Origin of the sequence: Paenibacillus pabuli NBRC 13638 (genome assembly GCF_001514495.1) — a bacterium.
GTDB classification, from domain to species: Bacteria; Bacillota; Bacilli; order Paenibacillales; family Paenibacillaceae; genus Paenibacillus; species Paenibacillus pabuli.
This window is the reverse complement of record NZ_BCNM01000028.1, coordinates 23,171-49,440: the sequence shown is the minus strand read 5'-3', so window position 1 is coordinate 49,440 and position 26,270 is coordinate 23,171. Positions and strand designations below refer to the sequence as shown.

At 46.1% G+C, this 26,270-nt stretch carries 24 protein-coding genes and 1 other annotated feature; of the genes, 21 read left to right on the top strand and 3 right to left on the bottom strand.

Annotated elements, in window-relative coordinates:
- The first annotated feature begins 71 nt into the window (after nt 1-71).
- Nucleotides 72-1,028 (top strand): phosphotransferase family protein, encoded by a 957-nt coding sequence (locus PPA03S_RS28300; RefSeq protein ID WP_062328752.1) that lies wholly within the window; start codon nt 72-74, stop codon nt 1,026-1,028.
- Between the two features lie 95 nt (nt 1,029-1,123).
- Nucleotides 1,124-1,391: a binding site (T-box leader), on the top strand.
- A 71-nt stretch (nt 1,392-1,462) separates the two neighbouring features.
- Entirely contained in the window at nt 1,463-3,907 is a 2,445-nt protein-coding gene (gene leuS / locus PPA03S_RS28295; protein ID WP_062328749.1) for a leucine--tRNA ligase, read from the top strand.
- On the opposite strand, the gene comER is transcribed toward leuS, so the two are convergent.
- Entirely contained in the window at nt 3,888-4,733 is an 846-nt protein-coding gene (gene comER, locus PPA03S_RS28290) for a late competence protein ComER (RefSeq protein WP_062328746.1), read from the bottom strand. The genes leuS and comER overlap by 20 nt on opposite strands.
- 183 nt (nt 4,734-4,916) lie before the next feature.
- Between comER and PPA03S_RS28285 the strand changes: the two genes are divergently transcribed.
- The 8 genes from PPA03S_RS28285 to PPA03S_RS28250 all read left to right on the top strand — a co-directional run bounded on the left by PPA03S_RS28285 (nt 4,917) and on the right by PPA03S_RS28250 (nt 12,911).
- Complete coding sequence (locus tag PPA03S_RS28285; protein WP_062328744.1) at nt 4,917-5,513, top strand: ComEA family DNA-binding protein; 597 nt, start codon at nt 4,917-4,919, stop codon at nt 5,511-5,513.
- A 258-nt stretch (nt 5,514-5,771) separates the two neighbouring features.
- Nucleotides 5,772-6,293 (top strand): deoxycytidylate deaminase, encoded by a 522-nt coding sequence (locus PPA03S_RS28280; protein WP_062328740.1) that lies wholly within the window; start codon nt 5,772-5,774, stop codon nt 6,291-6,293.
- A gap of 104 nt (nt 6,294-6,397) precedes the next feature.
- Nucleotides 6,398-9,280, top strand: coding sequence for a ComEC/Rec2 family competence protein (locus PPA03S_RS28275; RefSeq protein ID WP_062328737.1), 2,883 nt, complete (start codon nt 6,398-6,400; stop codon nt 9,278-9,280).
- A gap of 301 nt (nt 9,281-9,581) precedes the next feature.
- Entirely contained in the window at nt 9,582-10,055 is a 474-nt protein-coding gene (locus tag PPA03S_RS28270) for an NUDIX domain-containing protein (protein WP_062328734.1), read from the top strand.
- 138 nt (nt 10,056-10,193) lie between these two features.
- Nucleotides 10,194-10,733 carry a 2'-5' RNA ligase family protein gene (locus PPA03S_RS28265; RefSeq protein ID WP_062328731.1) on the top strand — a complete coding sequence of 180 codons (540 nt, stop codon included), beginning with the start codon at nt 10,194-10,196 and terminating at the stop codon, nt 10,731-10,733.
- An 82-nt stretch (nt 10,734-10,815) separates the two neighbouring features.
- Entirely contained in the window at nt 10,816-11,211 is a 396-nt protein-coding gene (locus PPA03S_RS28260) for a VOC family protein (protein ID WP_062328729.1), read from the top strand.
- Between the two features lie 212 nt (nt 11,212-11,423).
- Nucleotides 11,424-12,092: a Type 1 glutamine amidotransferase-like domain-containing protein gene (locus PPA03S_RS28255; RefSeq protein WP_062328726.1), complete on the top strand. Its 669-nt coding sequence runs from the start codon at nt 11,424-11,426 to the stop codon at nt 12,090-12,092.
- Nucleotides 12,093-12,356: 264 nt separating this feature from the next.
- Nucleotides 12,357-12,911 carry a class I SAM-dependent methyltransferase gene (locus PPA03S_RS28250; RefSeq protein WP_062328723.1) on the top strand — a complete coding sequence of 185 codons (555 nt, stop codon included), beginning with the start codon at nt 12,357-12,359 and terminating at the stop codon, nt 12,909-12,911.
- 125 nt (nt 12,912-13,036) lie between these two features.
- On the opposite strand, the gene PPA03S_RS28245 is transcribed toward PPA03S_RS28250, so the two are convergent.
- Entirely contained in the window at nt 13,037-13,339 is a 303-nt protein-coding gene (locus PPA03S_RS28245; protein WP_053781298.1) for a hypothetical protein, read from the bottom strand.
- A gap of 352 nt (nt 13,340-13,691) precedes the next feature.
- On the opposite strand from PPA03S_RS28245, the gene PPA03S_RS28240 reads away from it, so the two are divergent.
- The 3 genes from PPA03S_RS28240 to holA all read left to right on the top strand — a co-directional run bounded on the left by PPA03S_RS28240 (nt 13,692) and on the right by holA (nt 16,767).
- The gene (locus PPA03S_RS28240) at nt 13,692-14,240 is read left to right on the top strand and encodes an RNA polymerase sigma factor (RefSeq protein ID WP_062328718.1); all 549 of its coding nucleotides are present in this window, start codon (nt 13,692-13,694) and stop codon (nt 14,238-14,240) included.
- Nucleotides 14,237-15,493, top strand: coding sequence for an anti-sigma factor (locus PPA03S_RS28235; protein ID WP_062328715.1), 1,257 nt, complete (start codon nt 14,237-14,239; stop codon nt 15,491-15,493). The genes PPA03S_RS28240 and PPA03S_RS28235 overlap by 4 nt, the downstream gene beginning before the upstream one ends.
- A gap of 257 nt (nt 15,494-15,750) precedes the next feature.
- Nucleotides 15,751-16,767, top strand: a complete 1,017-nt coding sequence (holA, locus tag PPA03S_RS28230) for a DNA polymerase III subunit delta (protein ID WP_062328712.1) — start codon at nt 15,751-15,753, stop codon at nt 16,765-16,767.
- 173 nt (nt 16,768-16,940) lie between these two features.
- Here the strand turns inward: holA and rpsT are convergent, their stop codons facing one another.
- The gene (gene rpsT, locus PPA03S_RS28225) at nt 16,941-17,213 is read right to left on the bottom strand and encodes a 30S ribosomal protein S20 (protein WP_024628504.1); all 273 of its coding nucleotides are present in this window, start codon (nt 17,211-17,213) and stop codon (nt 16,941-16,943) included.
- 175 nt (nt 17,214-17,388) lie between these two features.
- Between rpsT and gpr the strand changes: the two genes are divergently transcribed.
- From gpr to grpE, 8 genes are all read left to right on the top strand, one after another.
- Nucleotides 17,389-18,390, top strand: a complete 1,002-nt coding sequence (gene gpr / locus PPA03S_RS28220) for a GPR endopeptidase (RefSeq protein ID WP_062328709.1) — start codon at nt 17,389-17,391, stop codon at nt 18,388-18,390.
- A gap of 166 nt (nt 18,391-18,556) precedes the next feature.
- Nucleotides 18,557-19,852 (top strand): stage II sporulation protein P, encoded by a 1,296-nt coding sequence (locus tag PPA03S_RS28215; protein WP_062328706.1) that lies wholly within the window; start codon nt 18,557-18,559, stop codon nt 19,850-19,852.
- Nucleotides 19,853-19,897: 45 nt separating this feature from the next.
- Complete coding sequence (locus PPA03S_RS28210; protein ID WP_062328703.1) at nt 19,898-20,260, top strand: hypothetical protein; 363 nt, start codon at nt 19,898-19,900, stop codon at nt 20,258-20,260.
- Nucleotides 20,261-20,405: 145 nt separating this feature from the next.
- On the top strand, nt 20,406-22,220 hold the full coding sequence (lepA, locus tag PPA03S_RS28205; protein ID WP_062328700.1) for a translation elongation factor 4: 1,815 nt from the start codon (nt 20,406-20,408) through the stop codon (nt 22,218-22,220).
- Between the two features lie 223 nt (nt 22,221-22,443).
- Entirely contained in the window at nt 22,444-23,628 is a 1,185-nt protein-coding gene (hemW, locus tag PPA03S_RS28200; protein WP_062328697.1) for a radical SAM family heme chaperone HemW, read from the top strand.
- Nucleotides 23,629-23,746: 118 nt separating this feature from the next.
- A complete protein-coding gene (locus PPA03S_RS28195) occupies nt 23,747-24,217 on the top strand; it encodes an N-acetyltransferase (RefSeq protein ID WP_062328693.1) in 471 nt (156 codons plus the stop codon).
- A 246-nt stretch (nt 24,218-24,463) separates the two neighbouring features.
- A complete protein-coding gene (hrcA, locus tag PPA03S_RS28190; RefSeq protein ID WP_062328691.1) occupies nt 24,464-25,495 on the top strand; it encodes a heat-inducible transcriptional repressor HrcA in 1,032 nt (343 codons plus the stop codon).
- Nucleotides 25,496-25,547: 52 nt separating this feature from the next.
- A complete protein-coding gene (gene grpE / locus PPA03S_RS28185; RefSeq protein WP_062328688.1) occupies nt 25,548-26,123 on the top strand; it encodes a nucleotide exchange factor GrpE in 576 nt (191 codons plus the stop codon).
- The last annotated feature ends 147 nt before the right edge of the window (nt 26,124-26,270 follow it).

The following is a 26,270-nucleotide window of genomic DNA, read 5'->3' as shown; positions in this document are numbered from 1 at the left end:
CAAATAAGACTTCCCAGGTTCCTTAGAAAACTAAAATTAATCCGAAATTAAAAATCCGGGTGGGGTGCAAAATGGAAAGTACATATAAAACAAGGCTGACTTCCGAGCAGTTGGATGAAATTGTGCAGCAGCATTTTATCACAGGTATCCAGGAATACAAAGAGATGATTGACGGCTGGGCAAACCACGCTTACTTTATTACACTGAATGACGGACAGCGGGTTGTGCTCAAAATTGCTCCATCGGATGGGATCAAGCTGATGCGCTGTGAGCAGCATGTCATGGTTGCTGAGGTCGAGGCCCTTCGACTCGCGGGAGAGCTTCAGGATATACCGGTTCCCCGGGTGTTGGCCTACGATTCTTCCCTGAGCCTGGTGCCGGCCGAATATTTCATTATGGAATATATGCCTGGAACGCCTTATAACAAAGTCAAGGATCAATATAGTGTGGAAGAACAGCAATCCATTGAGCAGCAGCTGGGTGCATACAATCGCCGAATGAATGAGATTAAAGGGGAGAAGTTTGGTTACTTTTCCGTAAAGAAACCGAAGTATGCCACATGGAAAGAAGCTTTTCTAAGCCTGATGGATGACATGCTCGCAGATGGCAAAGAAGCGGGTGTGGAATTTTCCATGGGTTATGAGGAACTGGAGCGTTTGATTCAGGAGAAATCGGAAGTACTGGATGATGTCAATGAGCCTGTACTGGTGCACTGGGATTTGTGGGATGGCAATGTATTTGTGGATGCAGGGAAAATTACGGCGATTATCGACTTTGAACGCTCGCTTTGGGCAGATCCTCTGATGGAGCATTACTTCAGTCATTTTAATAATACACCGGGATTTCTCAAAGGTTATGGACGAGCAGTTACAACAGATCGCGAACGAAAAAGAAGAAGCTTATATGATCTGTACTTTGATCTGGCGCTGAGAATCGAGTGTTCTTATCGTCAATACGATAACAAGGAACATATTCAGTGGACGATGGATAACCTAGAAGAAGGAATCAAGCGATTCCGGTTATCCTGAGGTGTATGCTGTTGAAAAGCAGCATTTATAAGCAAAAGACGGTGGAATATTGACTTTAACGCTGTTTTTTTATATAATGGTCCCGATATTGTATACATATTTCGATGATAAGGATCAGTAGTGAGTCCTGTACATGACAGAGAGCCGGCGGTTGGTGCAAGTCGGTTGACAGTATTTCACGAACTCGCCTTGGAGAAATGCGGTGATTACACCATTCTGCGACCGACCGGAGCAACACTCGGGTTCAGGAATGGAAATCCGCATCGGTTAACCGCCGTTACAGGTCCAAAGGGAGTGGATGACGAAGCACGATCATTCGCTAACTAGGGTGGTACCACGGGAATTCAACCTCTCGTCCCTAGCGCTGCAAACGCTACGGGATGCTGAGGTTTTTTTGTTGCAATAAAAGCGAATAACCAGAGGAGGAACAATAGATGAGTGAGAACCAACAGCCAAAACACGGCTATCAGCCACAAGTCATGGAGAAGAGCTGGCAGCAATACTGGGATGAAAATAAAACGTTTAAAACGGGTGAGGACCCGGCTAAACCGAAGTTTTATGCTTTGGATATGTTTCCATATCCATCCGGTTCCGGTCTGCACGTAGGTCACCCGGAAGGATACACGGCAACGGATATCATATCACGCTTCAAACGTATGAGAGGATACAATGTTTTGCATCCGATGGGTTGGGATGCCTTTGGCTTGCCTGCCGAGCAGCACGCCCTGGATACAGGCGAACATCCACGGGAGATTACGTTCCGCAACATTGACAATTTCCGTCGTCAGATCAAATCCCTCGGATTCTCGTATGACTGGGATCGGGAGATCAGCACGACAGACCCTGACTACTACAAATGGACGCAGTGGATCTTCATCCAGCTGTACAATAAAGGCCTGGCTTATGTAGATGAAGTACCTGTTAACTGGTGCGAAGCTCTGGGTACGGTACTGGCGAACGAAGAGGTTATTGACGGCAAGAGTGAGCGCGGTGGACATCCGGTTGTTCGTAAACCGATGCGCCAATGGGTATTGAGAATTACGGAATATGCAGAGCGTCTGCTGGAAGACCTGGAAGAGCTGGACTGGTCGGAAAGCATTAAGGATATGCAGCGCAACTGGATCGGCAAATCAACCGGGGCGGAAGTTACTTTTGCCATTGAGGGTCATGAAGAAGTCATCAAGGTGTTTACGACACGTGCAGATACGTTGTTCGGTGCAAGTTATGCTGTATTGGCACCTGAGCATGAGCTGGTGGAAGTCATTACAACGGCAGATCAGCGTGATGCAGTCAAGTCATATCAGGAACAGGCTTCTCGCAAGAGCGATCTGGAACGCACCGATTTGGCTAAAGATAAAACGGGTGTATTTACAGGAACTTATGCAATCAATCCGGTAAACGGAGCGAAGGTTCCGATCTGGATTGCCGATTATGTACTGGCTGGATATGGCACAGGGGCAATTATGGCCGTTCCGGGACATGACGCTCGTGACTGGGAGTTTGCGAAACAATTTGGTCTGGACATCATCGAGGTGGTACAGGGTGGCGACGTGACACAAGAAGCGTATTCCGGAGACGGACCGCATGTGAACTCTGATTTCCTGAACGGATTGAACAACGAAGAAGCGATTGCGAAGATGATTGCCTGGTTGGAAGAGAATGGCAAGGGACAAGGCAAAACGACTTACCGTCTGCGCGATTGGTTGTTCAGCCGTCAACGTTATTGGGGTGAGCCCATCCCGATTCTGCATCTGGAAGATGGGACGATGAAGACGGTGCCAGAGGATCAACTTCCTTTGCTTCTGCCTGATATTGATCAGATCAAACCTTCGGGTACTGGAGAGTCGCCACTGGCGAATGTGACGGAGTGGGTGAATACGATAGATCCGGAAACGGGTATGAAAGCACGTCGTGAGACAAACACGATGCCACAATGGGCTGGCAGCTGTTGGTATTACCTGCGCTTTATCGATCCGCACAATGACAAGGAACTGATCTCTCAAGAGAAACAGCAGCAGTGGCTGCCAGTTGATCTGTATATTGGGGGAGCGGAGCATGCGGTGCTTCACTTGCTGTACGCTCGTTTCTGGCATAAAGTGCTGTATGATCTGGGTGTGGTGCATACCAAAGAGCCTTTCCACAAACTGGTGAACCAAGGAATGATCCTGGGAACCAATAATGAAAAAATGAGTAAATCCCGTGGTAATGTCATTAACCCGGATGAGATTGTCAATGAATTTGGTGCAGATACATTACGTCTGTATGAAATGTTCATGGGGCCGCTCGAAGCGACAAAACCGTGGAACGCAAACGGGGTTGAAGGCATGCACCGCTTCCTGTCACGTGTATGGCGTCTGTTCATTAATGAAGATACAGGTGCGATCAATGACAAGATTACCGCAGATGGTGGTACGGATGAGTTCAAGCGGACTGCACACAAAACGATTAAAAAGGTTACGGATGATCTGGAACATTTGCGTTTCAACACAGCCATCAGTCAGCTGATGATTTTCATCAATGATGCGTACAAAGCAGATACGCTGCCGCGTGAAGCCATGGAGAATTTTGTACAGCTGTTGTCACCGCTGGCACCACATATGGCGGAGGAGCTGTGGAGCCGTCTCGGTCATGAGGGTGGAATCTCTTATGTAGCTTGGCCTCAGTATGATGAATCCATGACAGTGGATGCGGAAGTTGAAATTGTCGTTCAGGTGAATGGCAAAATTGTAACCCGTGCTACGATCGCGAAGGATCTGGATGCACAGGGTATGCAGGACTTTACGATGGAATTGGCACCTGTGAAACAGGCACTGGAAGGCAAGACCATTCGCAAGGTCATTGCCGTTCCAGGCAAACTCGTTAATATTGTTGCCGGTTAATCTCACCGGCTTTGAATAGTTCATCCAGCTTCAACAAATCTTCATCATATTTGTCATGTGTCGTATGGATCAGGCTGTCAAAAACACCATTCAGACTAACCTTCAGCAGGGCAAGTGCCTGTGCGGTGATGCCGCCAGGTACAGCCACGCGAGCCTGAAGCTCTTGCGGAGTGTATCCGCCTTCGGTGAGCAGCTTGCCTGTTCCCAGAAGCATTTCGCCGGCAAGAGCGCAGGCGTCGGCTCGTTTGATACCTGTAAGTTTGACGGCACTTTCAATCCATTGCTCCAGAAAGAACGATATGAATGCAGGTCCGCAGCTGGAGAAGTCGGATGTGATTCGGGTACAGGCTTCATCCACTTGAAAGGGTCTGCCGATATGACTGAGCAGCCCTTCCAGTACAGCGCGGTCTTGGGTAGTCATTCGTTCGCCGTGTATACACAGGGATGCTCCGCTGCCGACCTGGTGCGTAACGCTGGGAATAACTTTGGAGACTTTGCAAGGAAGTGAAGATTCCAGATGTCGCAGCTGCACGGGACTGGTGATCGAGACGATCATATGATTGGGATTTACGACAGGCAGGATGTCGTCGATAACATGTTTGAATTCAAGTGGCTTCACGCACAGGAAGATGATATTGCTTCGGATGACGGTTTCCCGGTTGCTCTGTGATTCATGCAGACCAGGGTAACGGAGGGAGAGCTGCCGTACTTTGGAAGGTGTTCGATTACTTGCGGTGATCTGCCGGGGCTCGAGTGCACCGGATTGAATCAAGGCATAGATCAGCAGGCTGCCCATGCTGCCGGTTCCGATAAATCCAACCTTCATTGTTCAGGCCTCCTTTCATGCTTTACGGTAATGGCGCAGTTCTTTCCCTCTAGTGTATGCGTCATGACCTGCGTGACATGACATGAAAAAAGTACTGCTTGGTTTATAAGGCAAGTCCAACGGTTCGGAAGCACCGCCCGTGTTCAGAATAGATTATTTTGAATTAGGGAGAGGTGTGGAAGGATGAGATGGAATAAGGGGCTGACCATTGCTGCTGCGGTGGTTGGAAGTATACTGATATTATGGTCGGGCATAAGGGAACAGCCACCTTCAGGCTGGGAACCCATGCAGCTCGGCGCCGAGAAGCCGACGATAGAGCAGGAAACCTCTGCTGTACAGTCGGCTACTTCGGTTCAGGAACAGAAGAACGGCAAAGCTGATACAAATCAGCAGCAGCCAATAACAAATGCGACTTCCACAGAGCAAAATCAGGTTGATGCCGTAATGGGGAAAATGGCTGATGAGACCGCTGCAAGTAACCAAGCGAATGACTCTACTACGCGGACTGAAGAGAAATCGAATGCATTGGTTGTTCCTCCAGTTAATAATCAACCTTCGGAGAGCAGTGAAGCGACAACCGACAATGGTAAAATTGATGTTAATACAGCGCCTGCTGCCAAGCTCATGGAACTTCCGGGAATTGGCGAGAAAAAGGCACAAGCCATTATTGACTATCGTAATTCACATGGACCTTTTGCCAAAGTCAGCGATCTGACCAAAGTGAAAGGAATCGGTATGAAGATGCTGGAGAAAATGGCTCCATATGTGCAGATCAGATAATAACAAATACGATGATAGAAGTTGAACTTGAAATGACATAAGAACGAAGAGGACAGAAGGACCTGAAAGAAGCGGAGCTAGAAGCTTTCAGAAAGAAAGCTGCTACGGCTGCATACCCTTCGCCTTTATCCCCGAATCTCCACCAAGGAAAAAAGAGCATAATTAGGGGATAACAGCAATCGGAAGGTTTTCTGTAAGCAGAGTATCAGATGTACATTTGCATGGGTTCAGCTTGTATCGGACGGGAGGGAAACGGACATGAGTACTGCGGACGTACGCAAAGACTGGGATACGTATTTTATGGACATCGCCTATATGGTCTCCACCCGTTCCCGCTGTTCACGCCGTCATGTTGGCGCCGTGCTAGTTCAGGGAAAAAAGCTGCTTGGAACGGCTTACAACGGTGCACCCATGGGGGTTCCTGATTGCTCTGAAGCAGGATGCATGATCTCGGAAGAGTATGAACTCGTGGTAACCGACGGGCAGGAGGAAATGGTCAAAAAGCAGCGCTGCATTCGAACCATTCACGCAGAGCAAAATCTGCTTTTATTCACGGACCGGATTGACCGCGAGGGCTCTTCTGTATATGTAACGGATGAACCTTGCTGGACCTGCTCCAATATGCTCGCCAATAGTGGCATTACAGAAATTGTCTTTCATCGCCCATATCCCAAGGATACAGGCAAGGTGACCAACATGATGAAGCAAAAAGGTATCACATTTCGCAGGCTGGAACATTACCAGCCTCCGCGTGAGACGATGATGACGGTAAGTGACTAGAACCAACAACGTATTCAAATTCGCGGGGAAGAACCTCCGGTTGCTGTATCAGCTGCCGGGGGTTTTTCTGCGTTCTTACAGATGACACGAAGGAGGCTGAGAGAATGAAAGGCAGACCTTTGCTGGTATTTACAGTCTGCTGGTTATGCGGCAGCGGGATAGCATGTGCGTTATCAGGGTGGTCCCTGATCGTGGGAATGATCGGCACCTTCATATGTCTGCCGTTGTTGCTACGAATGATCGATATACGAGGCTGGTCCATCTTGTTGCTGATTGGGGCACTCCTTGGCGGTGCCATGCACTGGGAATGGAATGATGCAAGGAATCGGAGTGGCCTGCCCGAGATTACACATACACCTGCGGAGGAATTGGACGGTTTGGCAGCTACATTTGAAGGCAAGCTTATGTCGGATGTACGCATAGACGGGGACCGGGCAGACTTTGAGATGCAGATCACTTCTGTGCCGCCACTTACTGATACAGTATCGGAGTCAGCTTCGAAAGATCGGTCCAGGCTTACTTTGCAAGAACGTCTGATGGTCCAGGTTCGCTTGATGGAGGAAGAAGAACAGCAAGTAGCAGCAGGCTGGAAACGAGGAGATTCAGTGAAGCTGACAGGTTCACTTGCACTCCCCGGCGAAGCACGAAACTTTGGTGGTTTTGATTATCGAATTTACTTAAGAACTCTCCACATCCACTGGTTGTTTAAAGTGAAGGGTGCCAGCTCGGTAACAACCATCTCACCCGTAGGCTGGGAGAAGCTCAATATTCTGAGGTGGAATGACATCATCAGGCATAAACTTGGCGCGGCGGTTGATCAGATATTTCCTGAGCCACATGGGGGTTATATGAAAGGCCTGATTATCGGCATGGCAAGTGACATCGATCCAGATACCTATGGTCAATTTTCACAGCTGGGCCTAACTCATATCTTGGCGATCTCAGGTACACATGTCGCGGTATATGTGGCATCGCTGCTGCTCCTTTTATCCTGGCTCAGGTTAACCCGGGAGACATCACTCACCATTGTGCTGCTGCTTATACCTGCCTATGTCCTGTTGTCCGGCGGTTCGCCATCGGTCATTCGTGCGGGAATCATGTCCATGATTGGTTTGTACATGGCACGGCGTGGATTAGCCAGGGACGGATTGCAGATGATCAGTGCAGCAGCGTTGTTGATGATGTGGTGGAATCCCTATTTTTTGTTAAGTGTCAGCTTCCAGCTATCTTTCCTTGTAACAGCGGGACTGATGATTTATATGCCACTGATCCATCAGCTATTTCGTAGCTGGCCCAAGTCACTGGCAGCAGCAGCCTCCGTAACGGTGACGGCACAACTCATTTCTTTTCCGGTAACCATTCTGTATTTCAATCAGTTCTCACTGCTTTCCTTTGTAGCCAATTTTCTGCTTGTATCTTTGATCAGTGCCATTGTCCTTCCTCTTGGAACGGTTGCTTTGATTTTATCGTTTCTATGGGTGCCTTTGGCCAAACCTTTGGCGTGGATTGCTATTATGCTGAACAAATTGACCTTTGTAAGTGTGGAGTGGATGAATAGTTTGCCTGGTTTTGTACTGATCTGGGCTACCCCATCGCTACTGTGGATTGCAGCATATTATGCCGTTCTCTACGTGCTTTTGCGCATCCTTCATCGCGGCCGAGGGGATCGGCCCAGTATTCAGGGGATAGAAGAGGACACAGCTCCGCTGGTTCGTCAATCTGTTGGGGGGGTGCCTCAAGGGGCTCTGGGATGGTCTGCACGGTCTGCTATATCATCCCATGATAGAAAAACAGGTGCACATGAAGCGGGGCAAGGCTCGATGACGATGCTGAGTGCTGCCATTGCCTGGCCGGAATATACCAGTGCTTTTGCAGCGCGTGGGGCCGGATTTTATGCCGGTGAACGGATGGGCGTGCTCCACAAATGGATGTGTGCCCTGCTGGCTCTCAGCTTGGTGGCCGGATTATGGTGGGCATACCAGACACCGCAGCCTGCCGGAACGGGAGTGGTACAATTTCTGGATATCGGACAAGGAGACAGTACACTAATTACAACACCGGGAGGCAAACATATTTTGGTCGATGGTGGAGGTACGGTCCAGTTTGGAAAGCCTGAACAGTCGTGGAAGACACGGCGTGATCCATACGAAGTAGGGGCCAAGGTGGTAGTTCCCTTATTGAAAAAGCGGGGCATTCATCGGCTGGATGCCGTAATCGTAACCCATGCGGATCAGGATCATGCCGGAGGATTACAGGCGGTGCTGGAACAGATTCCGGTGGAACGATTCATGTTCAACGGGACAACCAGCGGTACAGCCAATTTCGAGAAATTACTGGATACCGTTATCGAGAAGAAGATTCCGTTATATGCAATTGAGCAGGGGATGTCCTACGTGCCGGATGGAGAAACCAGACTGCATTTTATATATCCGGATTTGGGGAAAGCGGTAGACACGGGAGAGAGATTGCCCGTCTCAGAACATCAGAATCATGATTCGGTTGTCTTTTTGCTGGAGATGGCGGGAGCCTCACTGTTGTTTACGGGTGATATGGATGCTGCTGCCGAGCAGGATCTGCTCTATATGATTCAGGATGGATCGCTCGCAGCCTCGTTCGGACCGTATGATGCAGACGACGCTGCATTAGCAGATGATTCTGTTCAGAAGATATTTACACTCCATTCGGGGGACAATCAGAAGGACAATAATATGCCTGTCTCCATTGATGTGTTAAAGGTTGCCCACCACGGCAGCAAAACCTCGTCCACAGAAGCATGGTTACAGTACTGGAATGCCAAAACCGCCGTAATATCCGCTGGCGTTAATAATACATATGGCCATCCCAATCCGGGCGTGCCTGAAAGGCTGGAGGCTGCAGAGACAGACATTTACCGAACAGACCAAATGGGTGAGGTTCAGATGAAGATCAAAGATGGGAAGATCGATGTGCGTTATAAATTAATCAGGGATGACCTCCACAGCAATTGATATAAAAACGGCACAAATCCTTGTCAATCAAGGGGATTCGTGCACATGAGAAGAATTTTCACTTGACTCCAAAGCAGTATAATGGGTATTATTCCCATATGCTGATGATTAGGAGAATAGACGATGTTTATTATTTTGACATTAATACAAACTCACCATCATGAAAAGCGTTAATCCATTCCTTAAAAATGGGGATGGGTTAACGCTATTCGCGCTTCCCATCCTGCAATATGCAACGCGCAGGACTTAGAGTCTGGCGCGTTTTTTATTTTTTTGTTACAAAAGAAATGGAGGCGTGAAAATGGCAATCATGACAGACTCAAGAGGTAATATTTTTTTGGAGTTTATTCATATCGAGTATGATAAGGTCATTACCACTCCTGTATGGGATGCTCCATTAACACATGCTCTTATTGTGGTGAAGTGCCAAGGAAAATATCTTTTCATGCATAATAAGTGGAGAAAGCAATGGGAACTGCCAGGAGGCATTATTGAAACTGGAGAGAATGCTCAACAATGTGTAATTAGAGAATTGTTTGAGGAAACCAATCAAATAATTGACACGGCCGAGTTCAAAGGTCTAATGAAGTTTAGACTTCAGCCAAGTTTTCATGGACCTGAACGGACAGAATATGGGGCTCTGTTTATGTCTGAACTGTACCAACTTGATGGTTTTGTTGAAAACGATGAGGCTTCTTCAATTATCCTTTGGGACGGTACATCGGAGATTGGGCAAATCGCCGAAATAGATAGGAAGTTAGTTGAATTCGTGTGATATAAATAAAGCTAAAGTCCAAAAAGGGTCGAGGGGCAAACTTAGTCCCTTGTTCTTGTCCCGAGTAAAGGACAGGAACGTACACTGTTTACCAATTAGACATATAACTAAAAATTATTAAAGGATGTGTACTGTAAAATGCAGTATTTTATCGGAATTATCCCTCCAGATGGTTATCAGAAAAAAATAGTGGCATTTCGTGATCGTTGGTCCAGTAACTGTCTTAATGATGTAGTGGAGCCTCACATCACTGTAAAAGCGCAGGGTGGTCTTACAGAAGATCTACATTGGTTAGAAAGTGTAAGACAAACATGCTCGAAAATCCAAAGCTTTCCATTATCATTATCTGAACCTGAGTCGTTTGGAAGCGCCATCACATTTCTTAGTGTTGAAACGAGGAATGTAATTGATTTGCATAGAAGATTGGTAAATGCGATTTCTCCATCTCAAGAACATTTAGATCAATACTTTGAAATGGACAAGTATCATCCTCATCTGACCTTAGGGCAAACCTGTTGGGGTTTGAACGAGACTGAAATTGACGAAATGAGAGTATTAGCATTGAACGAATTATGTCCTTATCCAAGCTTTAATGTCCATTTTGTACGCGTATATAAAGAAGTTGTACCAGACAAATATGTACCATTTGTAGATATACAATTGGGAACTAAAAACTAAGTGATTCAACTAAACGGGCAGGATAATTCGATAGCCAACATGAAATAATGGGAGATAAAGTTTATGAAAGGGGCTAAGCGGTATGGAAAATGGGAGGATCTTAGGAATCGCATATAATGTAATTCCAGTTAAAAATGTAAAAAAATCTGGAGAATGGTTTGTTAGTCACTTTGGTTTTAACATCAGAAACGATAGAGGGAATTATATAAGTTTATTCAGGGATAACCGCCCAATAATTGATTTAATTGAATCTGATAATGACACCAGAGCTGTTTTTGAAGTAAACGGACGGTCAAGGTGGGTTGTAACTTTTTTTACAGATGATATTGTATCATTACACATGAGACTAGCATCAGAGGGAGTTACTGTTACACGAATTAGCAATGAAGGCATTTACGGGAAATTTTTTGTTTTTGAGGATCTGGATGGTAACTTATTTGATGTATGGGAGCATAGAGATTGTGAGTTAATCTTTTAAGAATGCAATCTAAGCTATCTGGCAGGTTAACGTGGAAACATATTTCTCATACTCCAGTTCCATGTTATGGTAATATAGTGTTGGATTTAGGAAAAGTGTACAAGGGTGTGTAAACGAAATGGCTGAAGAACCGTTCATCTTTCTAGCGTGTACAATATGTTTTGTGGTTAAGTATGGATGAATGTAAATAGTACATATGGAGGTAATGAAGTTTGAAAACCCGCTACTATCTCAGTTGGTTTAATGATTTTTTTCCAGAGAAGCTGGTCAAATTGTTGCATGAGGATATAACAGACAGAAAATCGCTTGTTATGATTAGCGCTCAACCGTCTGGTTATAAAGATAAGCAAGTTAACATGGATGATGTTTTTGAAAGGACATGGTTTAATCAGGCTAACATTATTTTTGATGAATATCATTTCATTGACTACCGCATGCAGAAGGAAGATGCCCAGCGATTAATTCGAAACGCTTCTGTCATTTTTTTATGCGGTGGAGATCCTGTTTTGCAGAACGATTTTTTGGCGGAATATGAATTATCTGATGTTATTAAGAACTGCAATGCCGTTATAATGGGTGCCAGCGCTGGTGCGTTAAACATGGCTGCAAAATGGTTATCCTCGAAAAACGCTGGCCATAAGGTTGAAAAAACTACTATTTATGATGGTATAGGCTTTGATCAGTTTGCCTACGAATCTCATGCCAGGCTCGACTACGATGCGCTGGTTCAAGGCTACCTGTTCCCTTTGTCTGAAGAGATTGATGTTTACGCGGCAGAACAGGAGAGCGCTATACGTGTAAAGGGCGGCAAAACAGAAATAATGGGTCCTGTATATTTAATTTCCCACTCCAAGATTCAGAAATTGGTTGAGACGCTCTAATTAGGGTTGGGGTAGCAAAGAAAGAGAACTTATGTAGCTTGGAAGTGATGCTGAGAAAAGATAGAACTTTAAAATGCCGCCATTGAGCGGCATTTTTTTGGAGCAGCTGGTGGTGATTGCCCCTTCATTACCGGATGTGTTAAAACTACGATGCCTGGAATTGAGCACATCAGGTTAATTGTAAGGATTACTATTTACAGGGAGATGAAAATATAATATAGTTATTAAAGAGTTGTTATATCTTTAATAGAGGAGGAAAATGATATGAATCCAAAATTACAAAAGAAAATTAGCACCTTAGATAATACGGAGAGGTTTCCAGCTGATCAATTAATGGAGTTCTTACCTGTCAACAAAAACGACAAAGTATTGGATCTGGGAGCGGGTACCGGTTACATTTCACTTTCCATCGCTGAACGAGTTCAAACCGTATATGCTTTGGATTGTGACAAAGATGTTCTGGATTACATGGAAACGCTAGCCAAGAACAGAGGCATAGCAAACATCAAATCGGTCGTAGGAAACTTCAAAGATATTCCGTTAGATAACCAGTTTATTGATACAGCTATTGCTTCAATTGCTTTACACGAAGTTCAACCACTTTCCATTGCCTTAAAAGAAATTAACAGAATTTTAAAAGATAAGGGCTTGTTCTTATGCATTGAGCTTGAGAAGACGGAAGCTTCTAAGGGTCCGAGAGTTTCTTCTAAAGATATGGAAGTTGAAATCATGGATGCTGGCTTTACCATTGTTAATAAACTCTACCCGTCGATCAAAATTGCTAACCAGTCCATCTATATTATCCTAGCTCAGAAATAAATCATAAGTGGTTCCATTCGGTCGTTCTTGGCCCACGCAGAATGAAACCAAAAGCCCGCTTCCAGAAATACTCCTCGGGGAGATATCGGGAAGCGGGCTAATTGGAATGAAATTATAACAGCGAATTATTCAACGCCGTCTTTAAAATGTTTACTCCAATGTTTGTCGCCTTTGTGCAGCAGATCCTCTACGGTTTTCTCCAGTGTCAACAAGAGCTGTGCTCTCACGTCCAATACAGTTTCCCGGTACAAGCGTTCTTCCGATCCAACGATTTTATCGCCGTATAATGCTTGTGCAGCGGTATATTTTCGATGTTCCTCAACCAGGGTATCAATAGATTGAAGTGCATGTTCCACAAAATGGGATATGCTTTGATATTCTTTGGGCATTTGTTCTTTTAACGCTTGAATTTTTGCAAGAGCTGGCATGCTCATCACCTCGTGTTATGAATGTAAATTTACAATAAACTATTTTCATGAAAATTACATTAAAATGAGCTTAAATTTGAACAAAATTTGAATTTTTCTTAATTTCAACGCGATAAGTGTTGCTAGCTATAATGTATGCCATTGTAAATAAATTGAGTCGTGTAAGTAATGGAATGACTTTTGAGCGGGCTTGGTGACTCGTTATGCAATTTCTGTTATTCTAAGAGAAGATTTCAGCGGCCCCAATACATAAGCCGTTATTTTGTTATGGCAATATAAAAAAAATACTTAACTTTGCAACAATTTTATTGATGATCACGTCTGTAAGGTTGCAGGGAGAGGGGGATCCTTTGTGGTAGAGCCGGAACTCATCAGAGCCGCTCAATCGGGCGATCGCGACGCTCTAATTACCCTATTGCGGGACATTGAACAGCATGTTTATCGGACCGCATATTACATTCTCAATAATGAACAGGACGCTTTGGATGCTGCTCAGGAAGCATTGATCCGAATTTACACCAAGATTAATTCATATGAGGAAAAGGCCCAGTTTAAGACATGGGTCCAGCGCATCGTCACGAATATCTGTATTGACAAATTCAGAAGAACCAAGCCCTCCGTTTCCATTGACGAGCATGACATGGTTTTTCAGGATAATCAGGATGTTGAATTCGAAGTCATGTCCACGTATGTGGCAAAGGATATTCAGGATGCGATCAACAAGCTGCCTGAGCATCATCGCACCGTTATTGTTCTACGATATTTGCAGGACTTATCTTATAACGAAATTGCGGATTGCCTTGATCTTCCGTTGAATACGGTTAAATCTTATTTATTCAGAGCCAGACAGCAATTACAGAATCTACTACAGGATTATCAGAAAGGTGGTGTGACAGGATGAAATGCGAAGAGGTGGTGGAATGGATGCACCGGTATCTGGATCATGATCTGGGCGAGGCGGAAACCGAGCAGATGCTACAGCATGTAGCGAAGTGTCCGGAGTGCGCTGAAAATTTTAGTTTGCTCAGAGCTCTCTCCAGAGAACTGGAAGATTTGCCGCAGGTAACCCCGAGATTCAGTCTGGTTGATGCCATTATGCCGCAACTGGATGCAATTGACGAAGCAAAGAGGGAACAAAGCAGTACATTACAGGAAATGAGTCCTGTCCCTGCTGCATTTGAAAACTTACAGCGATCAAGTGAGCGGAAAACGAAGCAAAAATGGCTCAACTCTATGGCAGGTCGAATGTCCGTGGGTGCAGCGGCAGCAGCTGTTGTTCTGGGCGTTGCAATCTTCGGGTATCAGCCAGAGAAGATAGAAAATGCCGAAATGATGATGAGCACAGGAAGTACCCAAGAAAGTGGGAACACGGATCAAAACCCAATGAGCAGAGAGATCAACAATGAAGGATATTCTTCCTCAGAGAGCGATGACAGTATGGGGGCTGACCGTTCAGAACAGCCGTTGACCGAAGATAAGCGAGCTGAGGATGCTGCTCCAGAAGCAGATGGCACGGACCAGGTAAATGAGCCTGAAGGAAAGCAGGACATTACTCCTAAGCAGCCAGCTGTCGGAACAGAACCGAACACGAACAAGGGTAGTGAAACAAAAGAACCCCCTTCAAGTTCCGATGCTGGGGATAGCTCGAAGAATGCCGGGCAGGAAAAAAACCAGGATTCTACTACTCCGACCGTACCACCGGCAGTCTCTGAAGATCGTAAACCATCAGAGCCGGAAACAAACGACTCACAATTATTCACTTCTCAGGATATGCCTGATCTGAAGGTAGAAGATCCGACAGAGAGTGCAAACACGACACCTGATTCGGAAACGGAAATGGATGCGTCTGGCGGAAAAGGATTTGCCGCCACAGATCAGGGTGCAGCGACCACCACGGCACCCAAAGAATGGAAATCACCGGATGGAGCCTACCTGGTCATGCTGATCGGAGATCAAATCAGCATCTACTCCAAACCTGCGGCTGACTCGGATGTTCTTAATCTGGTTGAGCAGCGCAGTGTGGAGGGTACACTGAAATCGGCCAGCTGGTCCAATGATAGTACCGTATTCAGTTATGAGACAGATCAAGATGGGACAACTACAAAGAAATCGTTTAATGTGTCTACTCCTTCAAGTGGAACTTCAGGTAAATAGGCTGTAAATCAGATGTTTGCCCTTTAGATTTGCCGAACACTCCAGGAGTGACAGAATATAATGGAATTAACCAAAAACGTCCTATCTCAGTTGGAACAACTGACGTCGTATGACCGCGCACCAGCCTTTTCTAGAATCGTTGGTGTCCGCGTTTATATAGATGTAGGACAGGGGCCTTCATCCGTTAATCGGATGTAAGGTCCCTTTGTTGTCTGTCACGTTTTCTGGTAGGATAAGAGGGATAAGGGGGCACCGTGATGGATGTAAAAAGTGCAACAAAGGCAATACGTAATGGGGAAACAGCTCCGGTATATGTGCTGTACGGAACGGAGAAATACCAGATACAGCAATTTACGGATATGCTAAAACAACAGGTGATTGAAGAAGAGCACCGTGAATTTGCGATCATTCCGTATGATCTGTCTGAAACAGCTGTGGAAGTGGTTATTGAAGAAGCGGAGACGGTTCCTTTTCTTGTCCCGCGTAAACTCATTATCGTTCGCGATGCCAATCTGTTCACAGCCGGCAAGGATTCCAAGATTGATCACCAGATTGACCGGCTGCTAACATATATGGACAATCCGGCAGATTATAGTATTATTGTTTTTCTGGCTCAAGGGGATAAGCTGGATGAGCGTAAAAAACTTGTGAAGGCAGCCAAGAAACAAGCTGTTGTCCTGGCGTTCGCTCCGTTAAGTGGTGAGGAGCTGATTCATTGGATTTTGAAACTGGCCAAGCAGCGGGATGTATCATTTGAGTCTGGAGCAGCTGATACACTGGTAAGTTACGCAGGGACAGGCCTGCAGACGTTATCTGCGGAAGTGGACAAATTGTGTTTGTTCGCGGGCAACGGAGGTACAATTAAACGCGCGGATATTGAGTCATTGGTGGCGCGAAGCACCGAGCAGAATGTGTTTGCGCTGGTGGAGGAGCTGGCTAATTTACGCTTGGAGAAGGCTTTGGGTCTCTTTTATGAGTTGCTGAAGCAGCGTGAAGAACCGATCAAAATTGCAGCGTTGATCGCCCGTCAGTTCCGGATCATGATCCAGGTGAAAGAATTGGGGCAGCAGAGCTACTCCCAACAGCAAATTGCCAGCCAGCTTGGTTTGCATCCCTATGCTGTCAAAATTGCTGGTGAACAGGCCCGGAAATTTCAGGCCGAACGGTTGAGGCTGATTCTGAGCCATCTCAGTGAGCTGGACTATCAGATGAAGACGGGCGCAGTGGATAAAGTGCTGGGACTTGAGCTGTTCTTGTTAAGACTTGGAGCATAAAAATTAGCTTGTGAAGAAGCCTAATAATACAACAAAGCGGCCTCTAATTCGTTGATGGTGGATCTTCGAATTAGAAGCCGCTTTGTTCGAGTGCTTATAGAATCAGATACTAAAAAATCCTGAAAGCTCGTGCTGTTCAGGATTTTTCCATTAGATCGTATAAGTAACGCTTCTTACGCTTGTGCGGAAAGAGCGTTCAGTTTTTTCGCCAAGCGAGACTTTTTGCGGGCTGCAGCATTTTTATGAACCAGACCTTTAGTTACAGCCTTGTCCAGCTTTTTGGAAGCAGCTTGAATCGCAGCTTTTGCAGTATCAACTTCGTTACTTACCAGAGCAGCATCAGCAGCTTTAACAGCTGTACGGAGTGCGGATTTCTGGGAAGCGTTGAGTGCGCGGCGCTTGTCGCTCGTTTTTACGCGTTTAACAGCGGATTTGATGTTTGGCATTACATTCACCTCCTGTAAGGCATTTGCATGAATACAAACGTTTCACAACTTAAAATATTCTAGCACGCTAGCATGCAAATTGCAACCAATTTTCCTATGAAGTTCGACAGTACTGCATAAAGCACATCATTTTCCCACACAATATGCTCAAATGCGTTAAGGGAGGCAGGGACAGATGACACTGGATTTGCAAAACTATACAGTTCGTACCGATTTGGCAATTGACTCCAAGGAAATGGCTCAGGGTAAACAGCAGCAGACGATTCCCGGGCTGCGGGAAGATGTGGATCAGAAAGACGGGATTACCATTACGCGTATTGATGTGCTTGATGATGCCGCCGCCACAGCAATTGGGCGTGTGAAGGGGCATTATGTCACATTGGAGGTCCCGGCACTTCGTAACGGCGATACCGGGCTTCAGGAGCGGGTTGCCGCAGAATTTACGCGGGAAATGGAAGGCTTTTTGGCCAAGGCGGGCGTTAACAAGACGTCCAAGATTTTGATTGTGGGACTGGGCAACCTGAACGTAACACCAGATTCTCTCGGTCCGTTGGTGGTAGAAAATCTGATGGTTACCCGTCAGTATTTTGAATTAGTGCCGGATCAGGTTGCCCCTGGCTATCGGGAAGTCAGTGCAATTGCCCCCGGGGTGCTGGGTACAACAGGCATTGAGTCCAGTGACATCGTGCAAGCGATCGTGGATCGAACCAAGCCGGATGCCATCATAGCCATTGATGCCTTGGCTTCACGTTCACTGGAGCGTGTCAACACAACGATTCAGGTGGCGGACATTGGTATCCATCCTGGCTCAGGCATTGGTAACAAGCGACGCGGGTTAACGCAAGAGATATTGGGTGTACCCTGCATTGCGATTGGGGTGCCTACCGTATGTTATGCATCGACCATCGTGAATAACGTTATCGAAATGATGCGTACCCATTTTCAGCAGGAGACGGATCAGACGAAACAGATTATGGGCATGCTGGACGACATTAGTGAGAATGACCGGCTCAGTTTGGTAAAAGAGGTGCTCGAGCCCCTGGGACATGATCTGATCGTTACCCCCAAGGAAATCGATGAATTTGTCGAGGATATTGCCAACATTATTGCAACAGGACTTAATGCTGCGCTCCATGATGCGGTTAATGCTGAGAATGTAGCTGCCTACACCCATTGATTACGGTTGATATCGAATGTTAAATGTCTGAAACTCTTGCAAAGAAGGTTCGAATCTATCGGACTTTCTTTTTTTTGGTGCAATCTTCTTTTTCCTGTTCTATCAAATCTGGCAGGCTCATAGAGTTGAAGTATAAGCGTTGTCCAGCAGGGAAGGAGACAGAGGCATGAACAAAATATTGGCCTGGAATATTGGTAAATGGAAAAAAAGATGTCTGCACGTGCTGGCCATGGGCCGTACGTTGTTGTTGCTTATGATCATATCTGCCTTGTTTTTTGTAGTACTCGGTCTAGGGGGAATGGCAGAGAAACGTTTGAATAACTCACCGGTTTCTTCCATGAAAGGATTTGCGGGTGCCGTATCAAGCCGTTTTTTTGTGGACATGCTCGGCATGGAAATGCCGCACCTTACACAGAAGGAACAGACCTCTGCGTTTTCCGGTGAGAACCTGACTTCATTTGTATTCCAGTTGCTGACGAATGTGAATCCGCAGGACCCGAAAAGCTTGATCGCTAGAGAAATGCCGGGTATGGGTTCGAATCAGCCCGTCTTGCTGCGACCTGGCTCGGGAAATGAAAAATCGGAAGCACCGGAAGACTACCAGCCGGGTCCGGGACTCACGGATACTGCATCTACAGGTGGAGGGAAGTCGGGCGGTGAACAGCATGTTCCACCAGGTCAAGACCACAGCGAGCCATCCGATCCGAAAGGGTCCGATGATGGCGAAGTGAAGGAAGATCCGCCACCAAAGAGTGGCGGGAAAGATGATCCAAGCACACCGACGACAGGGAAAAAGGCAGTTCTTGTCTACCATTCCCATCCGCGTGAAGGGTATAATCCGCTTCTTGGCACGAAGAGTGACAATCCGTCCTCTGGTAAATCCACAGGAAACGTTTTTCAAGTGGGAACCTACTTGTCTGACAGTCTCGAAAAGCTGGGAATCGGAGTGGAACATGCCAAAGAAGATTATCCAACCAAAGTTAAGGATTATAACTGGAACTATTCCTATAAATACTCCCGTCAGACCGTGAAAGCTGCGCTGGCTCAAAATGACGATCTCACATACCTCATTGATATACACCGTGATTCACAACGTCATAGCAAAACAACAACAACCATTAATAATTTGGGTTATGCCAAAGTATATTTCATTATTGGACATGAGAATCCAAATTGGCAGCAAAATGAAGCCTTTGCGGCGAAAATTCATAAAAAGCTTGAAGCGAAGTATCCGGGGGTATCCCGGGGCGTCTGGGGTAAGGACGGCGGCGGAGCCAACAATGGTGAATACAATCAGACGCTCTCACCCAATAGCATTTTGATCGAAATTGGTGGTATCGACAATACGGCTGCTGAATTGGAACGAACCTCCAAAGTACTAGCCGACATGATTGCACAAGTGTACTGGGAGGAACAGAAAGTGGACAAAGCGAGCGCAGTTAAAACATCAAAAGGCGGCTAAGCCATTTCAATATGTAAGAACTAGAAATATAGACAGGAGGCGAAGATGGTGTCCAGATTCGGTAAAAGATTATTTTCCATCTGCGTACTAATGCTGCTGGGTGTTCTGTTCGGAATGCAGCTGGCTGGCAGCAACTTTCATATGGGTAATGATTCGGGAGGCAACCCGGCCGTTGTAAAAACAGAGCCTGTGTCACCAACAGCCGAATCTGTGCCAATCAAGCCCGTCCAACAGGAGGTTAAGGAAGTGCCTGTTGTGCCCGTTCTCACTCCGAGCCAGGTACTCGGTGCAGAACAGAACAAGGCCCCTGTCGACGTGCTCGCTGATAAAACCGCGGGGCTCCTTCAAAATCTGTCCCATAACGGAATGAAGTGGGTCGTCTCCTTATTTAGCGGTGTAGCTGAATAAAACGCCCTGGAATACAGGCAAACTAAACCCTTGGAGTTGGCTATTGTAACGGTTATGATAAAGTTGAGGCAACGCGGGATTGATGCACCCTGCATCAACTGTTATAATGAAGTGATTGACACTAGGCTGTTTCTGGGGGTAAGGAATGACTGACATTCGGGCAAGACAACGTAAAATTCGTAACTTTTCAATTATTGCACATATAGATCACGGCAAATCAACACTTGCGGACCGGATCTTGGAGTACACAGGTGCGCTTACTACACGGGAAATGCAAGAACAAGTATTAGACCAAATGGAGCTTGAACGCGAGCGTGGAATTACGATCAAGCTGCAGGCGGTAGCGCTGACTTACAAAGCCGATGACGGCGAAGAGTATCTTTTGAATCTGATTGATACGCCTGGACACGTAGACTTCACATATGAAGTGTCCCGCAGCCTTGCTGCATGTGAAGGTGCTTTATTGGTGGTGGATGCGGCCCAGGGTATTGAAGCCCAGACGCTGGCTAACGTGTATCTGGCATTAGATAATGATCTCGAAATTTTACCGGTCATTAACAAAATTGACCTTCCAAGTGCTGACCCGGATCGGGTAAAGCAGGAAGTGGAAGATGTCATTGGATTGGACACGAGCAATGCGGTACTGGCTTCAGCCAAAGCAGGCATCGGGATCAAAGAGATTCTGGAACAAGTGGTGCAAAGTGTGCCTGCGCCACAAGGGGACCCTGACCAGCCCTTGAAAGCACTGATTTTTGACTCGCACTATGACCCATACAAAGGTGTTATCGTGTATATTCGTGTCATTGACGGTAAAATCAAGTCCGGTTCCAAAATCAAAATGATGGCAACAGGAAAATCATTCGAAGTTATCGAGGTAGGCGCGTTTAAACCTCGGATGACGATTGTGGACGAGCTGAACGTGGGTGATGTTGGTTTTGTCGTTGCAGGAATCCGGCATGTGGGGGATACCCAAGTCGGGGATACGGTAACAGACGCCAAAAATCCAACAGCGGAACCTTTACCGGGTTACCGTAAAATCAATCCAATGGTTTACTGCGGTCTCTATCCGATTGAAACATCGGATTATGTTGACCTGCGTGAAGCGCTGGAGAAATTACAGTTGAACGATGCGTCGCTCAGCTTTGAGCCGGAGACTTCCAGTGCACTCGGTTTTGGATTCCGTTGTGGATTCCTTGGACTGCTTCACATGGATGTTATTCAGGAGCGGATTGAACGTGAGTTCAACATTCCGTTGATCACGACCGCACCAAGTGTAATCTACCACGTAACGCTGACCAACGGTGAAGTGATGCAAATCGATAACCCATCCAACTATCCTGAAGTGGGAAGAATTGATTTTGTTGAGGAACCGTATGTGAAGGCTTCGATCATCGTACCGAATGATTATGTGGGTACCATTATGGAGCTTTGTCAGAACAAACGTGGTGAATATGTGAATATGGAATATTTGGACACAACTCGGGTTACCATTACGTATGAGATTCCGTTGTCCGAGATTGTATATGACTTCTTTGACCAGTTGAAATCAAGCACCAAAGGATATGCATCGTTTGACTATGAACTGTCCGGTTATCGTCAGTCCAATCTGGCAAAAATGGACATCTTGCTTAATGGGGAGCAGGTCGATGCCCTGTCCTTCATCGTTCACCGTGACCGTGCGTATAACCGTGGACGCATTATCTGTGAGAAGCTGCGCGAGCTGATTCCACGGCAAATGTTTGAGGTGCCGATCCAGGCATCTGTAGGAACCAAGGTTGTAGCTCGTGAAACGGTAAAAGCGATGCGTAAAAACGTACTTGCCAAGTGTTATGGCGGTGACATCTCGCGGAAACGGAAACTGCTTGAGAAGCAGAAGGAAGGTAAGAAGCGGATGAAGCAGGTCGGTAACGTAGAGGTGCCGCAGGAAGCGTTCATGGCGGTGCTGAAAATTGATGATTAGGACGTTTGCTTGCAAACGTCATGTGAATCCTTTTGGTACAACAATAATTTGTGTATGAAAGGATAAACGATATTTTGTCTTGGGTACAACACTGAGTGTGTGTATCAAAATTGAATTGTAGGACGTTTGCTTGCAAACGTAGTTACATCACAGAATAACCAATAAACCAAGCTGAAAGGGAAGCCGGATGGCTTTCCTTTTTTCAAATAGAGGGGGACTTGCCATGACATTGGCAGCACACAGCCGGAAAACAGGTGCACCCCAAGCGGTGTATCTTCACATTCCCTTTTGCACAAATAAATGTTTCTACTGCGATTTTAACTCCTATGTATTGAAGGACCAGCCTGTAATGCAATACCTTGAAGCGCTGGAACGGGAGATGGAACATACGGTCCAAGCGAATCCGCCGGGAGAAATCAAAACCATATTTGTGGGCGGCGGCACGCCGACTGCATTGAAGCCGGATGAAATGGCCGTATTCCTGAAATCAGTTAAGACCTATTTCCCAAACTGGGCGGATGATATCGAATTCTCGATGGAAGCAAACCCGGGCACGACCGATGCGGAGAAGCTTGCCGTCATGAAGGAAGGCGGGGTTAACCGCGTCAGCTTCGGGGTACAGGCATTTCAAAATGATCTGCTTACAGGCATTGGCCGGATTCATAATACAGATGATGTATACCGTAGTCTGGAGAACGCTAGAGCAGCTGGATTGCATAACTTGTCCATTGACCTCATGTTTGGTTTGCCAAACCAGACGGTTGAGATGCTGAACGAGAGTATCGACAAAGCGCTGGAACTGGATCTGCCGCATTACTCCATATACAGTCTCAAGGTGGAAGAGAATACCCTTTTCCATACGCTATATCAGAAAAATCAATTGCCGCTTCCTCATGAAGATGACGAGCTGCAAATGTATCTTCTGTTAATGAAGCGTATGAAAGAAGCGGGTTACGGACAATACGAGATCAGTAACTTTGCCAAACCTGGCTTTGAGAGTCGTCACAATATTACGTATTGGCGGAATGAGGACTATTACGGTCTGGGTGCAGGTGCACATGGATATGTGGGCCGTGAACGTCATATGAATATTAAAGGTATAAACCCGTATGTTGAAGCCTCCAAAGCAGGGCTGCCGCGTCTTGATCATTTTGAGATCAGCCGTGCCGAGGCGATGGAAGATTACCTGATGGTTGGACTGAGAATGCTGGAAGGCGCTTCATCATCGCGGTTCAGCGAACAGTTCGGGGAGTCTATGGAGGAAGTGTTTGCGAAGCCTTTAAGCAAAATGTTGAATGCAGGACTGCTTGAGAAGACGCCAGATGGCTTCCGGCTTAGTGAGCAGGGCATCCTATTCGGAAATGACGTTTTTGCCGAGTTTATCGGGTCGATATCGCTGAATTCGTAGCTTGAAATTATATACGCTCTGTTGTATATTTATTCATATTGATTTTACAGAGCGTGTAATTTATACAACTACGAAGTTGGCTTTCCTCTGGAAAGCTTCTTATTAGGAGGAGAGCTGGATGTCGGCCATATGCAGAAAAGCCGTACCGGAAGATGTTGAACCATTATTTGAAATGATTAAGGGCTATGCAGAGCGTGGAATCATGCTTCCGCGTTCACGGGAAGTACTGCAGCGGCAGCTGGAGCACTTTGTTGTAGCTGAAGTGAACGGTGAAGTTGTAGGTTGTGGATCACTTTGCCGTCTGGGGAATGATTTGGTGGAAGTCAGATCCCTTGGCATCTCGGAAGGTCACAAAGGCATGGGCATTGGCTCACTGCTGCTGGACCGATTGGTAGAGGAAGCGGAGAAACAACAGATTCCCAAGGTCATGGCGTTGACATATGAGGTCTCTTTTTTCTTGAAAAATGGCTTCGCTGTTGTGGAAAAGGAGATTTTCCCGGAAAAAGTATGGACGGACTGCGTTCATTGCAGCAAACAGAATTGCTGTGATGAGATTGCCGTATTGAAAGAGTTGAACGTTTCAGCCTAATAAATAATGAACCGCATGGATCGAGCAATACACTCAATCATATGCGGTTCTTTTAATTCATTAGATATGAGCAAAGTTGTTAGGACTTGCATACATTGGTCTATACTATAAATAGATGAGCGTACTCATCAAACTCACTTGACAACGATCACGTCAGTTTGGTATTTTTGTATTACCGCTTAGCACTCATCTAACCGGAGTGCTAACGACATGGGACAGTACAGTCAGAAGGAGGGAATACTCACCATGTTAACTGAGCGTCAACGAATGATTCTGAACGCTATAGTGGATGACTATATCCGTTCAGCTGAGCCCGTAGGGTCCCGGAGCATTTCCAAAAGGGGAGATGTTGGATATAGTCCGGCTACGATCCGTAATGAAATGGCAGATCTTGAAGACATGGGTTTTCTGGAACAGCCGCATACATCAGCTGGTCGCATTCCTTCACATAAAGGCTATCGGTATTATGTCGATCATCTGGTTCCCTGGAATCAGGTGGAACCGCAAGAACTGGATGACTTAAAGTCTTTCTTCGCGGAAAAGCTGAACGTGATGGAACAAGTGATTCAGCATGCCTCAGTTATTTTATCACATATGACGAATTATACTTCGATCCTGCTTGGACCGGAAGTTTTTCATACGTCTCTTCGTCATTTTCAGTTGCTTCCGCTTAACGAAAGTGAAGCCGTTGCAATCATTGTAACGAATACGGGACAGGTGGAGAACAAGACCGTGCAGATCCCGCCGGAAATCTCGGTAGCCGAGATGGAGAATGTGGTCCGTCTGTTGAACAGCAAGCTGGTTGGCGTGCCGATTTACAAATTGAAGTCTCGTCTCTATACGGAGCTTGGACAAGAGATGGAACGTCATATTACACGTTATGAGGAAGTCATGCAGGTGCTGAACAGTGCCTTTGACAATGAACATGACAATCGTCTGTTCCTCAGTGGTGCAACCAATATGTTAACCCAACCAGAATTTAAGGATATCGAAAAAGTAAAAGATATTCTGGATCTGTTGGATGAGACACCAACACTCATGAAATTGATGATGCCCGTGCAGGGTGGATCTGGTATTCAGGTGCGAATTGGTACCGAGAATGATCATGAAGCCTTCGCCAATTGCAGCCTGATAACGGCATCCTATTCATTGGATGGAGAAGCTTTGGGCTCCATCGGAATTTTGGGACCTACGCGAATGGATTACGCACGTGTCATTCATATTTTAAATACATTATCCCGTGATTTGACGGCCATGCTAACGCATCGCTTTAAATAAGGATACGGGAATGAATCCAAGAGCATTTCATTCTTATAAGGAGGTGAACATCTTGAAAGAGGAGCAATCATTCGCAGCAGAAGAACAGGAGCAGCAAACGACTACAGCAGCGGAGCAGGAACCTGTCAATGAAGCCGGAGCTGCAGAAGCCCAGGCAGAAGAGATGGCAGATCAGGAGCAAGATGAGATCGCACGTTTGAAGACAGAAGCCGAGGAACAACAACAGCGTTTTGTCCGTGCGCAAGCTGATTTTGACAATTTCCGTCGTCGTACGCAGAAGGAAAAAGAAGAACTGGCGAAATACGCTTCGATGAAGCTGGTCAACGAACTGGTACCCGTTATTGATAACTTCGAGCGTGCCATGGCTACTGTACCTGAAGGTACGGAAGTTGAATCTTTTTCCAAAGGCATACAAATGATCTTCCGTCAGCTGGAAACGGTGCTGAATAATGAAGGCCTGACTGCGATGGATACGGTAGGACAACCGTTTAATCCTGAATTCCACCAAGCGATCATGCAAGTGGAAAGCGACGAGTATGAAGAAGGTACCGTTGTTGAGGAAGTCCAAAAAGGCTATATGCTGAAGGATAAAGTGCTTCGTCCGGCTATGGTCAAAGTGAGCTCATAATTTCTGGTTGCAGAATGTAATGGGTGTACTACATGATTATACGAAGCCAGCGAAGCTTAATATAAAGGTTTGCACACACATAGAGCATGACTAGTGAAAAATAAAATAAGGATCAATTGGATCCATTTAAATTGTCGAGGGAGGATA